The 15,854-nt window shown below is 54.2% G+C and carries 9 protein-coding genes and 2 pseudogenes; 7 read left to right on the top strand and 4 right to left on the bottom strand.

The genetic code is table 11. From position 1 onward, the window contains the following. Positions 1–126: 126 nt before the first annotated feature. The 3 genes from ABLW18_RS09505 (at position 127) to ABLW18_RS09495 (ending at position 4,544) form a co-directional block, all read left to right on the top strand. On the top strand, positions 127–1,443 hold the full coding sequence (locus ABLW18_RS09505; RefSeq protein ID WP_347824573.1) for an O-acetylhomoserine aminocarboxypropyltransferase: 1,317 nt from the start codon (positions 127–129) through the stop codon (positions 1,441–1,443). Beyond that, on the top strand, positions 1,440–2,105 hold the full coding sequence (locus ABLW18_RS09500; RefSeq protein WP_347824572.1) for an alpha/beta fold hydrolase: 666 nt from the start codon (positions 1,440–1,442) through the stop codon (positions 2,103–2,105). The genes ABLW18_RS09505 and ABLW18_RS09500 overlap by 4 nt, the downstream gene beginning before the upstream one ends. Before the next feature lie 135 nt (positions 2,106–2,240). Next, on the top strand, positions 2,241–4,544 hold the full coding sequence (locus ABLW18_RS09495; RefSeq protein WP_347824571.1) for a 3-hydroxyacyl-CoA dehydrogenase NAD-binding domain-containing protein: 2,304 nt from the start codon (positions 2,241–2,243) through the stop codon (positions 4,542–4,544). A gap of 3 nt (positions 4,545–4,547) precedes the next feature. Here the strand turns inward: ABLW18_RS09495 and ABLW18_RS09490 are convergent, their stop codons facing one another. Then, positions 4,548–6,065 (bottom strand): trimethylamine methyltransferase family protein, encoded by a 1,518-nt coding sequence (locus ABLW18_RS09490; RefSeq protein WP_347824570.1) that lies wholly within the window; start codon positions 6,063–6,065, stop codon positions 4,548–4,550. A 155-nt stretch (positions 6,066–6,220) separates the two neighbouring features. Here ABLW18_RS09490 and ABLW18_RS09485 point away from each other — a divergent pair, with 155 nt between their 5' ends. Further along, a complete protein-coding gene (locus ABLW18_RS09485) occupies positions 6,221–8,626 on the top strand; it encodes an FAD-dependent oxidoreductase (protein WP_347824569.1) in 2,406 nt (801 codons plus the stop codon). Positions 8,627–8,669: 43 nt separating this feature from the next. On the opposite strand, the gene ABLW18_RS09480 is transcribed toward ABLW18_RS09485, so the two are convergent. The 3 genes from ABLW18_RS09480 to ABLW18_RS09470 form a co-directional block, all read right to left on the bottom strand. After that, a complete protein-coding gene (locus ABLW18_RS09480; protein WP_347824679.1) occupies positions 8,670–9,971 on the bottom strand; it encodes an ABC transporter permease subunit in 1,302 nt (433 codons plus the stop codon). Positions 9,972–9,976: 5 nt separating this feature from the next. Beyond that, positions 9,977–10,783 (bottom strand): ABC transporter ATP-binding protein, encoded by an 807-nt coding sequence (locus tag ABLW18_RS09475; RefSeq protein ID WP_347824568.1) that lies wholly within the window; start codon positions 10,781–10,783, stop codon positions 9,977–9,979. A gap of 121 nt (positions 10,784–10,904) precedes the next feature. Further along, complete coding sequence (locus ABLW18_RS09470; protein WP_347824567.1) at positions 10,905–11,906, bottom strand: ABC transporter substrate-binding protein; 1,002 nt, start codon at positions 11,904–11,906, stop codon at positions 10,905–10,907. A 458-nt stretch (positions 11,907–12,364) separates the two neighbouring features. Between ABLW18_RS09470 and ABLW18_RS09465 the strand changes: the two are divergent. The 3 genes and pseudogenes from ABLW18_RS09465 to ABLW18_RS09455 all read left to right on the top strand — a co-directional run. Continuing rightward, positions 12,365–13,754 (top strand): annotated as a pseudogene (locus ABLW18_RS09465) (aminotransferase class III-fold pyridoxal phosphate-dependent enzyme). A 152-nt stretch (positions 13,755–13,906) separates the two neighbouring features. After that, positions 13,907–15,362, top strand: a pseudogene (locus tag ABLW18_RS09460) (PLP-dependent aminotransferase family protein). Continuing rightward, positions 15,362–15,854 (top strand): TSUP family transporter (locus ABLW18_RS09455; RefSeq protein ID WP_347824566.1); only part of this gene is annotated, 493 nt, incomplete at its 3' end. The pseudogene ABLW18_RS09460 and the gene ABLW18_RS09455, both read left to right, overlap by 1 nt.

The raw sequence follows: 15,854 nt of genomic DNA, 5'->3' as shown, positions 1-15,854 counted from the left end.
CCCAATATTCTTGGGATTTCAAATATCTATGATTGCAACGCCTGAAATGACATAGCGCAAACGCTTGAGCTATGGTCCATTGCCGGTTAGCAAAGGCACTGAAAATTCTTGCCCAGGAGCACTCTCATGGCTGACTATAAATTCGACACCCTATCGCTTCACGCCGGCCAAAGCCCCGATGCGCGCTTTGGCAGCCGGGCCGTGCCAATTCACCAAACCACCAGCTATGTTTTTGACAGCACCGAACATGCCGCTGCCTTATTCAATATGGAAGTTGGCGGGCACATATATTCGCGCCTGACCAATCCAACGGTCGCCGTACTCGAACAGCGTTTGGCCGCCTTAGATGGTGGGGTTGCTGCCATTGCCACAGCGTCGGGGATGTCCGCACTCTTTGTCACCGTTCTGGCTCTTTGCTCGGCAGGCGATCACATTGTCAGCTCCTCGCAAATGTATGGTGCGAATATCAACCTATTTGAACATACGTTGAAACGCTACGGGATCGAGACCAGCTTCGTGGCACCGAATGACCCACAAGCCATTGCTGGGGCCATTCGCCCCAATACGAAAATGGTCTTTGGAGAAGTGATCGGCAATCCCGGCATGGATATCATGGACGTGCCTGCTGTGGCCAAGATCACCCAAGCTGCCGGCATACCTTTGATAATTGATGCCACATTCAACACCCCTTGGATGGTCAAACCGATCGAATTGGGCGCAAATGTGGTGATCCATTCACTCACCAAATGGATGGGCGGCCATGGCATCGCCTTGGGCGGTGCAGTGATTGATGGGGGCAATTTCAACTGGGGGCAAAATGATAAATTCCCCATGCTGACCACCCCGCATTTCGGATATCAGGGCGCGGTTCTTTGGGAAGAGTTCGGCCCGGCAGCCCTGTCGGTGCGGATCCGCACGGAAGGCATGATGAATGTCGGCCCCTGCATGTCGCCGCAAAATGCGTTCTATATCTTGCAAGGGCTCGAGACCCTTGGTCTACGGATGGAAAAACATATGTCCAACACCGCAGCCCTGTTAGAGTTCCTCGTCGGTCATGAACAAATTTCTTGGGTCAAACACCCCAGCTTGCCGGATCATCCAGGTCATGACACCGCCATGCGCCTCATGCCAAAAGGCCAAGGCTCAATCATCGCCTGCGGCATCAAAGGCGGCCGCGACGCAGGCCGAGCCTTCATCGAATCTGTGCAGTTGGCCAGCCATTTGGCCAATGTTGGGGATGCCAAAACCCTGGTGATCCACCCCGGCTCGACCACACATTCACATCTCACGTCCGAGGCTATGGCCTCGGCGGGGCTGACCGATGATTTGATCCGAATTTCAGTAGGTCTGGAAGATCAAAAAGACATTATTGATGATTTCAAACAAGCGCTGCGCACAGCCGGAAAACTAACAGCAGCAAAGGCAAAAGGAACAGGCGCATGAGACTGACGCTGAACAATACCGAAATCTTTGCCTCAACCGGTGGGCGCGATTTTGACCCGTCTGGTCCGGTTGTGCTCTTTGTGCACGGTTCAGGCCAATCACATCTTGGTTTCATGTTGCAACATCGCTTTTTTGCCAATCGAGGCTTTCAATGCATCACGCCCGATATGCCTGGACATGGGTTATCCAAGGGCGAGGCACTGACAACAATTGAGGCGATGGCCGATTGGTATGCGCACTTCATACAGGCTCTCGGCATCACCCAAGCAACTTTGGTCGGTCACTCCATGGGCGGCCTAATCGAATTGGAATTGGCGAGCCGCTACCCTGATCTCGTCGCCAAGGCGGCCTTTATCAGCACAGCCCTCGCGATACCGGTCAATGACGCGCTGATCGATCTGGCCGCAACAAAAGAAGGCGCTGCCATTGGCGCGATGATGGATTGGGGCCATGGTTCAGCAGGTCACATTCATGACCACACAATGCCGGGCACCTCACATATGCTTTATGGCAGCCGCCTTATGGCCGGCAATGCTCCAGGCACTCTGCATAAAGATTTGGTGGCTTGTAATGCGTATGCCAATGGCCCCGCCGCCGCACAATCTATCTACCTGCGCCACCTTGACTGTGGTCTGCGGCCAAGACCGAATGACGCCCCGTAAAACTGGATTGGCCCTACAGGCTGCGCTAGGAGGTGGACTGGTCGAAATTGCCCAATCGGGCCATATGTCGATCACCGAACACCCTTTTGATGTCAACAAAGCCCTCAGGGCATTTTTCTAACAGGCAGGTAGAGCATGACATTCAAGCGCATCGCAGTTATCGGCGCTGGCACCATGGGCTCTGGCATCGCCGGTCAAATCGCCAATGCAGGTCACAAGGTTCTCCTTTTGGACCTGACAACCAAAGCTACAGATTACGCTTTGGAACGGCTCCAAAAATCTGAACCCGCGCCTTTGCACCAGCGTGGCAATGTCGATCTGATTGAAACCGGCACCATTGAGGCTGATTTTGACAAGCTCGCGGAATGCGATTGGATTGTTGAAGCTGTGGTTGAACGTCTCGACATCAAACGCGATCTGTACAAACGTCTGGACGCAGTGATCCGCGACGATTGTATTGTCACCTCCAACACCTCGACCATTCCGATCAAGCTTTTGGTAGCGGAGATGCCTTTGGCCTTCCGCCAAAGATTTGCCATCACCCATTACTTCAACCCCGTGCGTTACATGCGCCTTTTGGAGCTTGTCCGTGGCGCCGATACCCGCGCCGATGTGATGGAGCGCCTATCGCAGTACAATGACGAAATTCTTGGCAAGGGCGTGGTTCCCTGCAATGACACCCCCGGATTTTTAGGCAATCGCGTTGGGGTCTTTGCACTACAAGTGGGTATGGACGAGGCCTTCAAACAGGGTCTTTGCATCGAACATGCCGATGCTCTAATGGGCCGTCCCATGGGCATTCCAAAAACTGGGGTATTTGGTCTTTACGATATGATCGGCGTGGACCTCATGTCCGATGTGGTGGACACTTTGGGAGATATCCTCCCAGAAAATGACGTGTTTCACGCAGTTGGGCGCTCCAACAACCCAGCTAATACCCTGATAGATTCGATGATCTCAGAAGGCTTCACTGGCTTGAAATCTGGTAAAGGCGGGTTTTATCGTGAGGATCAAGCCGTTGATTTGACCAGCGGCGCATTACGCCCGCGCATCACCGAGCTGCCAGCCCTGGCACAAAAGGCCGCCACTGCGCATCAAGATGGTCTCGAAACCCTGCCGATGATGATCGAAGGCTCCGAACCGCATCATCAATTTTGTTGCAATTTTCTTGGCCGCGTGCTCGCCTATGCGGCGGCTTTGATACCGGATGTCACCGGCACGCCGCAAGACATTGATGACGCGATGAAGATGGGATTCAACTGGATCCGCGGCCCATTTGAAATGATCGATGCTTTGGGCGCTGACGTGGTCATAAAATTGGCCCAAAACGCCGGCTGCACCATTCCCCAAGCCCTGCAAATATCCGCAGATCATGGCCCGTTCTATCAGGTGCAAGAGGGCACTCTGATGGTCCGCAATTTTGATCAAACTGCATCACAGCTCAAACCCGTGCAACTGCCCGACGGCACAGAGCGCTTTAGCCTCACGCGCCGCACTCTAACCCCGATTGCCAGCAATCGCGCAGCGAGCCTTTGGAGCCTGCCCGGTGATCTGCGTTTGGTTGAGTTTCATTCCAAAGCCAATGCACTCACAGGTGAGAGCATGGCCATCGTGCGCCAAGCGGCTGAAGATCATGGCACCGGCATTTTGATCCATAACGATGCGCAGCACTTCAGCGCGGGGGTCGATTTGAACCGCTTTGCCAACTTCATCGCCCGCGAAGCTTGGGAAGAAATGGATGCCTTTCTGAATGATTTCCAACAGGCCGTTGCGGCATTAAAATATTGCCCCGTGCCAGTTGTGGGCGCGCCCTCCGGCCTTTCGCTCGGCGGCGGTTTTGAGGTACTTTTGCATTGCGACCGCCTGCTCACCCACGCCAATTCCGTGCTGGGATTGGTGGAAAGCGGTGTTGGGGTTGTGCCCGGTGGCGGCGGGGTCAAGACCACTTACCAACGCTGGTTTGAAGCGACCGGCGATGCAGATGCCGCCGCTTGGGAAAGCTGGATGCAAATCGGTTATGGCAAAACTGGCGAAAGCCCTGAGCAGGCTACTAAATTGCGATATTTTCAGCCCGGCCATGACGAGACAGTGATGAACCGAGACAAGCTCATCACCCGCGCCAGTGCTATGATCCACGACATGGCACCAGGATACACACCACCAGAGCCGCCAAGACTGACCCTGCCGGGTCAAGCCATCTACACCAAAATGGAGGCCTTTATGGCCGATGGCGTGGCAAAGGGCTGGTTCAAACCGCACAACAAAACCACGGCGATGGAAATCGCGACCATCGTCGTAAATACCGCCTCCGATGCACAGTTGCAGGTCACGGAGCAAGATATGTTCGACCGTGAACGCGCAGCCTTTCTTAGGCTCGCCAAAACCTCCGAGACCAAGGGCTGGATCAACGCCATGCTCAGCGGCAATGCGATCGAATAAAAGCTATCGCTTTGGTGGCAGTTGGATGTCGAAGGCCGCGCGAATGCGGGCATCGGCCTCTGCCGACAAATAGGTGGGGTGCCACTGCAAAAGCGTGCGCGCCTTGGCTATGGCCCGAGTCTGCGCATCCATGCTGCCCCGTTCGCGCCAAGTGATTGGCGCCTCTCGATCGGCGGTCTCCGGGTAGAAATAATCTCGCTCCATCGCGGCCATCGTTTGAGGATGGCCCAGGAAATGTCCGTCTCCGTGGACCGCGTCCACAATCACCTCAAAGCCGAGGTTTTCTTCGGTCACCTCAACCCCGCGCAGCATGCGATAAATATTGCCAAGCATATCATTGTCGAGAACAAACCCTTCGAAAGAAACCCCGAGCAAAGCCGCGGTCATGCCGGCGCTTTCGTAGATCATATTGGCACCCGATAAGGCTGCAGCGAGGGCGGTCACCCCTTTCTCCGAGCCATATTGCGCATCAATCGCCTTGGAATCAGTCATCGAGCTGGCGACACCGCTGACCAGGCCCAACCAATTTGAAAGCTGTGCCGATGCGGCATTCATGAGGGCAATCTCACCACCCCCGCCCGAGAACGCTCCACTGCGCAGATCAATCACGAATGGCCAGTTGGAAAAAATCATCGGATGGCCAGGCTTCATCACATGCACCATGGCCAGAGCCGCCAATGTTTCCGCCAAAGATTGCGCCAAAAATGCCGCGGGGGTGGCCGGCGCTGTTGCCCCTGATTGTGCCGCGGTGATGCAGCTGACCGTGATATTATGCGCCACGCATTCAAAACACACCTCGACCGCATCCGCGCCAAATCGCAGCGGTGAAATCATCGGGCTGATATGGGCCGCCAACCACGGCCGCTCCGAAAACGCCCCCTTGCGACCCTCCGCCATATCCATCATCTTAACGATGGGCGCCACATGGTCCGCTAAGGTGAAAGAGGTGGCCACAGGTTTGCTGGTGCCTGCGAGCAAGGCATAGGCTGTATTGATATCCAAAGCCTCCTCTCCAACCAAATCGGTGGCAACGCAGCAACGGGTAAACCAGCTGACATTGGTCAGTTGGTCCTGAAGCCGGGCAAAATCATAGAGGTCTTGAAGCGTCGAGGCGCGATAATCGCCACCGTCCAAATCCAAAGTCTGCACCGCCGCGCCTCCGGTGCCAAAATGCACCCGATCCCCGCCCACTTCGATGCTGCGCGCGGGATCCCGGCCGTGCAAAGTGATGGTTTTTGGAGCAGCGGCAACGGCCTGCGCAATCAAGCGACGCGGTATATGAATCCGCCCAGCTTCGAATCGAGCCCCCTGCTGCACAAAGAGATCCCGCAAGCGGTCCGGCACCTCGCCAACCCCAAGCTCTTCGAGCAAGCGCAGGGCGACATCGTAGATCTGCTCCATATCAGACATACTCAAAGGTTTATATTGCCCGCCAAACCCTCCGGGGGGCGCGGGATTTATCGGCAAGGCTTTACTGCGCCGCAGATGTCGCCCCGCTCTGCCACCTGTTGCGCGCGCCATAACACTCCCTTCGATTACTTTTGCAGGCACCGTCTCGCGCGCGCAGGATTCGGTCAAGGAAAATGACCGCGCTGTCAGACTATCAAATGGCGGAAAAGTATTTTCAAAACCCCTTCCAATGTGCCAGGAGTAAGGTGCAGATCAGGAGGCAGGCAATGAAATCTCAAGCACGCGTTGTGGTTATCGGCGGCGGAATCGCCGGTTGCTCAACCCTTTACCATTTGACCCAGGAGGGGTGGAGCGATGTGGTTCTGGTGGAGCGCGATGAATTAACCTCCGGCACCACCTGGCATTCTGCGGCGCAGGTCACCAATTTCGGCATGTCGCAGGTGATGATTGGTCTCAAAAGCCATTCAATCAAACTCTACAAAGAACTGGCCGCAGATCCTGAATACCCGGTCGGATATAACTTTGGAGATGGCGGCATCCGTCTGGCCAATACGCAAGCTCATATGGACGGATACGCGCATTTCACCAGCCTGGCCAAGGGCATGGGGGTTGAGCTCGAAGTGCTGGATGCACAGGAATGCGCGCGGCGGCATCCGTTAATTTCGACCGAAAACCTAATGGGCGGCCTCTGGGATCCAAGTGATGGGCATATCGATCCGGCCCAGCTCTGCCAAGCCTTGGCACGCCGGGCCCGCGCCGCCGGGGCTGAGGTCTACCGTTTCACCTCTGTCACGGACCTGACGCAACATGCCGATGACAGCTGGACGGTGCACACGGACAAGGGCGATATTCGCGCAGAGATTGTCGTCAACGCCTGCGGGTACCGGGTCAATGAGGTTGGCGCTATGATGGGGGTGGAACATCCTGTTGCCAGCATGGAGCATCAGTATTTCATCACCGAAGACATGCCCGGCGTTATGGAAGCTGGACATCGGATCCCGCTGCTTCGCTGCCCCATTTCAGACTACTATTCACGCCAGGAAAAGAATGGCCTTTTGGTCGGGTTTTATGAACAAGATTGCAAGACCTGGGGCATGGATGGGATTGATCCAAAATTCAGCAATGATCTATGCCCAGATGATTTGGACCGGGTTATGGATGTGTTGGAAGGGGCAATTGCCCGCATGCCGGCCCTTGCAGAAGTCGGCATCAAACAGGTGGTCAACGGACCGATCACCTACACCATCGACGGCACCCCTTTGGTTGGGCCGATTCCCGGCAAGCGGAACGCCTTTTGCATCATCGGTCTACGGGCCGGGCTTGGGGAGGGCGGCGGGCATGGGTGGCTCTTGGCGCAGCAAATTGTCCATGGGGAGGCCTGTTATGACACATGGGCACTAGATCCAAGGCGTTTCACCGGCCATGCCACGCAAGAATTGACGTCCCTTTACGCCATTCAAGATTATCAGAACGAATTTCGATTTCATCTGCCCCATGAGCACCGCCAGGCAGGGCGCCCAGCCAAAACGACACCGCTGACCCCAATCTTAGAGCAGGCCGGCGCGCATTTCACTGTGGTCAACGGCTGGGAGCGCTCTGACTATTTCAAACCCACCTCAGAGTTTTTGGAAGACTATGGCTATCGGTTCACGCAGGTGCATGAGGTGGTTGCCACCGAGGTGGCACGGGTGCAAAATCATGTGGGGCTCGCGGAGGTGAACGGGTTCAATCGGATTGAGATCACCGGCTCTGGCGCGCGCGATTGGCTCGATTATATGATCTGTTCTCGTGTACCGCGCAAAATTGGAAAAGTCGGGCTTGGGTATCTTCTCAACGAATATGGCAATGTCAAAGCCGAAGCTACGATTGCCAATCTGCCCGATGGCCGCATTTGGTATGGTTCCGCCGCAGCCGCCGAATTTCATGATATGGATTGGTTAAGCCAATACCTGCCGAAAGATGGCTCTGTAGAGCTGCGCAGCCTGACCAATGACCACACGATCTTAGTCTTGGCCGGACCAAAGTCCCGCGCGGTGCTGAGCGCTTGCGCCCGAGGTGATTGGTCAGCCGCAGGTTTTCCTTGGCTTTCGGTCCGCGAAGCCCGCATTGGGCATGCGCCCGCAATTGTCATGTCGGTAAGTTTTTCCGGTGAACTGGCCTATGAGATTCATGTGCCTAATGCCTCACTTTTTGCCGCTTATTCGGCGCTGATGCAGGCTGGCGCTGCCCATGATATTGGACATTTCGGGGCACGCGCTGTCGACAGTATGCGCATGGAAAAAGGCTACCTACATTGGAAATCAGATTTGATCACTGAGTTTGATCCATATGAGACTGGGCTCGACCGCTTTGTGTGCCAGGACAAAGATTTTCTTGGAAAATCGGGGCTTGTGGCCCGAGGCGGCAAAAAGCGGCGCCAATTGCGGATGCTGGAGATTGATGCCACACATGCCAGCCCACAAGCCAGCGACAGCCTTTATGCCGGCGGGGAACTCGTCGGCTCGGTGACCTCTGCCGAATGGGGGCACCGCACGGGCAAGAATATCGCCTATGCCTTTATGCAGCCCGATATCGTCGAGGGCATCACAGTTGATATCATCGGCAAGCCCTATGCGGCCAGACTTCTGAACGGGCCAGTTTACGACCCAGACAACAGCCGGGTGAAATCTTAGAGCCGCATAAAAAACGGGCCCATAGGGCCCGTTTGATAAGGTCTTAAACTTTACCTTTCCAAGGCACCAGCCAGCCTTCAAGTTTGCGGATTCCAATGTCGATGGCAAAACCGATCACACCAATGAGGATAATCCCCACAATCACGATATCTGTCAGCTGAAACTTAGCAGCGACCATGATCATCATGCCAAGACCTTTTTCCGCCGCCACCAATTCAGCCGCCACAACCGTGCCCCAACACACGCCCATGGCCACCCGTGCGCCGGTAAAGATCTCAGGCAGGGAGTTTGGAATGATCACCTTACGCAAAATTTGCGATTTTTTGGCACCCAAGGAATAGGCCGCATGCACTTTGGCAATGGCCACACCGGACACGCCAGAGCGCGCCGCGATAGCCATGATCCAGAGCGCTGCAAGAAAGAGCAAGATCACTTTGGACGTCTCACCAATGCCGAACCAAATAATCATCAAAGGGATCAAGGCCAAGGGCGGCACCGGGCGCATAAATTCGACAATCGGATCAAACCAACCCCGCGCCCAATTGGTCAGCCCCATGGCGTAACCGAGGGGAATACCCACAAGCGCGCCAAAGATAAAACCAAGCAACACACGCTGCAAAGAGGCCCAAGTATGCTCAAGCAGGGTGAAATTGCGATACCCTTCACGATTCAGCTGTAAAAAGCGGTTCGTCGTTACTTCCGGAGCAGGCAGATAGAGCCGCGCCATGCGAAACCCGGTGGAGGGTTCGAAGAACGGTGTGCCTTTTTCGGTGAGCGCCAAGCGTCCCTCGGATAAAAGAATTTGTTCACCAGGCTCTAGGGCCTGCCCGTTGAGATGAGTCACGATAGCTCCATCAGATTTTTTAAACTCATCATTTTGGAAGACGGAGATCAGCTTGGATCCATAGCGCGGGATGACCAATGTATCGTTCTTTGCGAACCCGTCGCCGAGATCAACCTTAAGTTTTTCTGGAATTTTCCCAGCCACACCATTGGCATCTACTGTCAGCTGAATATCTTCGGGATAAACCAAAATAGAAACTGATGCGTCATCGCTGCGTCCATCCGGCAGGGTGGCAGTATAGGTAAATTCCACCATACCCTCAAACGGGCCTTTCGCCTTGAACAATGGCAAGGATGAATTGGTAAAAGCCACCCACAACGCAAAAATTGCCAGAACCGAGATCACAGAAGCAACCCGGTTCGCATTCACAGCGCTTTCATCGCCAAAAGTAACTGTTTTTAGGGACGTAAAATCAGCGCGGGTAAAAAATTGTTTTGTGGCCCAAGCTACAATCACCATACTAACCGCAAAAATCGCGATATATACGGCAAGAAGGATCAAACCAGTCATGCGCTTTCCTCCGTACGGCCCATTATTTCTTCTTCCATTTCCCAAATCATCGCCAAAATTTCCTCACGGGTTTTGGCATAATCGGGATGTTTCTTAACCGCACGCAGATCCGCGCCAACACCCATTTCCGCAAAAGGCAGGCGATATTCTTTATGAATTCGGCCAGGGCGCGGCGCCATAACCAATAAACGCTCACCCAAAAGCAACGCTTCTTCCACGGAGTGGGTAATCAAAATAATGGTTTTGCCGGTCTCTTTCCACAGATCAAGCACCAAGGACTGCATCTTTTCGCGGGTCAAAGCATCCAAAGCGCCCAAAGGCTCATCCATCAGAATCACATCTGGCTCATTGGCCAGGCAACGGGCCAAAGCCACACGTTGCTGCATGCCGCCCGAGAGCTCATAAACCGCCTTGTCTTTAAAATCCTGAAGCCCCACAACTTCCAACAAACGATCAACGATCTTGACGCTTTTGTTGCGCGGCATTTTCTTCATATCTGGTCCGAAGGAAACATTCTCCCGCACGGTCATCCATTCAAACAACGCGCCTTGCTGAAACACCATACCGCGCTCAGGCCCGGGTCCCTTGACCGCATGGGCGTTGACAACAACCTGTCCCTCTGTGGGCGCCAAGAACCCGGCCACGATATTCAGCAAAGTGGTTTTGCCACAGCCTGACGGACCAAGAACACTTAGCAGTTCTCCAGATTTTATATCTAAGGTTACGTTTTTAAGCGCTTGAACCGATCCACCATTGGGCAAATCGAAGCGCATAGAAATATTGTCAATAAGCAGGCCTGACACCTGAAGCTCCCCTCTGGCCAAAATGCTTGGCCTTCTCTTATGTTAACGGAGGATTCCCGCGGACTAATCACACAGTAAAAAGAGAGGTAGGCGATTTGAAATCGCCTACCTCATTCAAATATTACATGCCTTTAGCAGAAGCCAGAGGACCAGTATTTACATTGTCAGCATAGCTGCCTTTGGCGCTGTCGATTGAACCTGCGTTCACGAAAACATCCGCAACACCTTTCATGAAGGTCTGCGCATTGCCACCGAGCCAAGACTGAGACAATTGAGTGTCGATGCCTGGGAACACAAATGTGCTCATGGAACTTTTCGCATCTTCAACGCTCATACCTGCGTCTTGCGCAATCATGTTGGCCATGAATTCAGGCTGAGAGGTATTCCATGCGGTGTTCGCATCGGCAGTCACGGCCAAGAATTTCGCCACAACATCGGCATTTTCAGCGACAAAACCGGAGGGTGCTGTGGTCACATCAAAGACCAAAATACCCAGCTCAGTTTTTTCCGCACCTGTCAGCAATACATTGCCAGATTCTTTCATGCGGCGCAGCGCACCGCCCCAACCACAAGCCATGTCGACAGCGCCTTGAGCCAAGGCCGCTTGGCCTTCAGCGGGTGCCATGTCCACAACTGTCACGCTGTCCAAGGATACACCAAAGTGCTCCATTTGCTTCAAGAAACCATAATGCGCCGCTGTGCCCAATGGCACGGCAACTTTCTTGCCAGCCAATTCGCCCGCGGAGTTTTTATCAATTTCCAAACCGGACGCGACCACACAGTTGTCGTTGTCCGCATAGGACACAGCCACGTCAACGATTTGCAAATCTTGACCTGCTGATGTTGCGACTACGAAAGGTGGAACACCCTGAGACACGGAGATATCAATGTCACCGGATGCCATGGCTGCGGACATTGCTGTGCCTGTGTCGAAAGAAACCCAGTTTACCTTCATGCCCAAAGCAGCGTCATAGGCGCCAGAAACTTTTGCCGCTTGGAATGGCATTGGCCACTCTAGAAAATAAGCGACGTTCAACTCGCCGTGGCCGCCGGCAAATGCAGCGGAGCCGGACACCAAAGTTAACCCAGCAACAGCACTCTTCAATGCAGTTTTCAATTTCATATTGTTTTCTCCCAGTTGCGCTGGCGCTTGATGGCCAACTTGTTTCCTTCATTCAACCTCGCCAGAATGAGACCGGCTTGCACGGTCAAAATGGCGAAATTCAGGAGTATACCGAACCATAAAATACAAGCCGCGCAAAGCATATTCTTGATTTTTTTATGTGATATTGCGATATCACTTAAAATATTCAGAGAAATATTCGCTCAGACTTGCACAGCTTTTATTTAGGTCTCTCCCAATTTCACAACGAGCCGCTGCTGATCTTCACGCCAGCACGACGGCATCATCCGCGCAACACTGCAAACAGTCGTCGCATCCAGCAAGCAGAAATGTTTTTTGGACATACAAAGGATATATATCTGGACCTATTTTTGGCATAGCTTTTCTGCGCTGATAGCTGTCAACGTAAATCGATCGAATTCAACCATTCCAAAATATCTGAACAAGGAGCATGGCCTATGGACGGCAATCTGCAAAATGATTTGAGTGAAGTTGTCGCCAACGACAAAGCACATGTTTGGCATCACCTGATTCAACATAAAATGTTTGAAACTGCGGACCCTAACATCATTGTTGAGGGCAAAGGCATGCGGGTTTGGAACCAAGTGGGCAAAGAACATCTCGATGCTGTCTCAGGCGGCGTTTGGACCGTCAATGTTGGCTACGGCCGTGAAAGCATCGCAGACGCAGTACGCGATCAATTGGTAAAAATGAATTTTTTTGCCGGAGCCGCTGGCTCTATCCCTGCGGCCAATTTTTCCAAAGCGGTTAATCGAAAAAATGCCTGGCATGAGCCGGGCCTATTTCTCGAACTCCGGCTCGGAAGCCAATGAAAAAGGCTTCAAAATGATCCGACAGATCGCGCATAAAAAATATGGCGGCAAGAAGAATAAAATTCTGTACCGCGAGCGCGACTATCATGGCACCACGATTGCGACTTTGGCTGCCGGCGGCCAGCATGAGCGCAGCGCGCAATATGGCCCCTTCCCCGACGGTTTCATTTCCGTGCCGCATTGCCTTGAATATCGCGAAGCGGCACAAGACAACCTTGGACAAGGCGAAAGCTACGGGTTGCGCGCCGCAAATGCGATTGAAGATGTCATCCTGCGCGAAGGTCCGGACACCGTTGGCGGCTTGATCCTTGAACCTATCACAGCAGGTGGTGGCGTTATTGTCCCCCCCGAAGGCTACTGGCCACGCGTGCAGGAAATCTGCAAAAAATATAATGTTTTACTGATGATAGACGAAGTCGTTTGCGGCCTTGGGCGCACTGGCACCTGGTTTGGGTATCAACATTACGACATCCAGCCAGATATTGTCACAATGGCAAAGGGCGTCGCCTCCGGCTATGCGGCCATCTCATTGACCGTCACCACTGAAGAGGTGTTCGAGCAATTCAAAGACGCCAGCGATCACATGGGATACTTCCGTGATATCTCCACTTTCGGCGGCTGCACTGCAGGTCCGGCGGCAGCGCTGGAAAATATGCGTATCATTGAGGAGGAAAACCTTCTTGAAAATTGTAAAGCCCGCGGTGCGCAGTTGATTGCAAATCTCGAAGCCTTGGCTGAGAAACACAGCATCATTGGCGATGTCCGTGGCAAAGGCTTGTTCTGCGGTGCCGAGCTGGTGGCCGACCGCGAAACCCGCGAACCAGCACCGGAAGCAAAGGTGCAGGCGGTGGTCAAAGATTGCATGGCGCAGGGTGTCATCATCGGCGCAACGAACCGCTCCTTGCCAGGTTTCAACAACACGCTTTGCCTGTCACCGGCTCTGATTTGTACGGCGGAAGATATCGATCTCATCACCGATGCCATAGATCAGGCCCTGACCCGCGTATTCGGCTAATCCTACGAGAACCCGATGAGAAAGGCAGGGTTCGCCCTGCCTTTTTTATGCGCCACCGCATGTGCCCCGGCGCGCCACAACCACTTGGCCTTGCGCTCTGGCAGAAAACTCGGCATCAATAGATCCAAAATTCACATAGGCTTAGGTCCAAAATGGCGATTTCTGAAGAGACGTTCTTTTTACCGCCCGATTCGGAAGGCACGCTGCAGAACCAAATCCAACAGCTGGTCGCCGAAGCGATTCTAAGTGGACGGTTTCGGGCCGGAGAGAAAATGCCCTCAAGCCGAAAATTGGCAGCCCATTTGGGGGTGAGTCGGATCACCGTGACCCTCGCCTATACCGAACTTCTGGCAGATGACTATCTCACAAGCCGCGGTCGCTCCGGTTATTATATCAGCTCAAATGCACCGCAGCCGCCGAAATTTCCCATCATGCCTCGTGAAGACAAAGTCGATTGGGTTCGCGCCATTGGTCAAAAATTTTCCGGCGGGGTGACACTGATGAAACCCTCCGATTGGGGCAGTTACAAATATCCCTTCATCTACGGTCAAGCCGATGAAACTCTGTTTGATCGGTCGAATTGGCGGCTCTGTGCACTTCAAGCTTTGGGCTCAAAAGACTACGATGCGCTGACCAGTGATTACTTCGATCGGGATGATCCAAAGTTGATCGAATTTATCCTGCGCCACACGCTGCCGCGGCGGGGAATCAGAGCAGAGCCAGATGAGGTTTTGGTCACCATGGGGGCGCAAAATGCGCTTTGGTTGACCGCGAATGTCCTGCTGAACCAAAGGCGAACAGCTGCATTGGAAAACCCCTGCTACCCATCCTTGCGCGATATTTTAACCCAATCACGCTGCCAAGTTGCCAGCGTTGAGGTGGATGCGGGAGGTTTGCGGCCAGACGCCTTGCCGTCTAATGTCGATGTGGTTTTCACCACCCCTTCCCACCAATGCCCGACCGCCACCACAATGCCACTGGAGCGCCGCCGAACAGCTTCTGGCGCGCGCGGCAGAGCAAGATTTCTTGATTGTTGAGGACGACTATGAGTTTGAGATGTCCTTTCTTAAGGCCCCGTCTCCAGCGCTGAAATCTTTGGACCGTGAGGGGCGGGTGATCTATGTTGGCAGCTTCTCTAAATCGCTGTTTCCCGGGTTGCGGCTTGGCTATCTGGTCGGGTCCAAGCCATTTGTTCGCGAGGCACGGGCGCTGCGCTCAACAGTGTTGCGTCATCCGCCCGGCCATATTCAACGCACGGCGGCCTATTTTCTATCGCTTGGTCATTACGACGCGCTGATCCGCCGGATGGGCGCTGAATTTCATGCGCGGCGCTTGGCTATGGAGGAGGCATTCTCCCAAAATGGCCTTACCGTCGCTGGGCAAGGCGCCTTTGGCGGCAGCTCCTTTTGGATGCGTGCCCCGGCACAGGTTGACACGGAGCAGGTTGCCGAGAGGCTGCGCAGCAAAGGCGTGTTGATCGAACCAGGTCGGCCGTTTTTTACCCAACAAGATGCGCCAAAGAATTATTATCGCTTGGCCTACAGCTCGCTTCCCGTTCGGAAAATTGCAGAAGGCGTGGCGCTTATTGCCAGCGAGATGCGCCCGTGATGCAAGCGGCCTTAGCAGCCTTAGCGCTGCCGCCGGATCACCTTGCATTGCTCGGTCTGATTTGCTTAATTGCCGGGCTGGTGCGCGGCTTTTCGGGCTTTGCACTGTCCGCCATGGTCATGGCATCCGGCGCCTTGATCCTGCCGCCTGTCCAACTGATCCCCGTCTGTTGGTGGCTTGAGATGACCGCCTCGCTTTTCATGCTGCGCGGCGGCTGGCGGGAGGCCAATCGCAAGGTTGCGCTGGGTCTGGCCATTGGGTCAACCATTGGCGTGCCTTTTGGCCTGGCCCTTACAACGCAGGTGGATGTGGAAACCTCAAAGCTGATCGCGCTGGCGGTCATCGCCAGTCTCGCCGCCCTGCAACTTGCCCGGGTGCAATTGCGCTTTTTGGCGAGCAACTGGGGGCTTTACGGATCGGGCTGGATGGCCGGCGTGGCCACGGGCCTGGCGAGTGTTGGCGGCATGGTTGTGGCGCTTTACGTCTTAGCGC

The sequence above is a fragment of the uncultured Planktomarina sp. genome (assembly GCA_943788425.1).
In the GTDB taxonomy this organism is placed as follows: Bacteria; Pseudomonadota; Alphaproteobacteria; order Rhodobacterales; family Rhodobacteraceae; genus Planktomarina.
The sequence above is the reverse complement of the archived record's forward strand: the minus strand, read 5'-3'. Positions and strand labels throughout refer to the sequence as shown.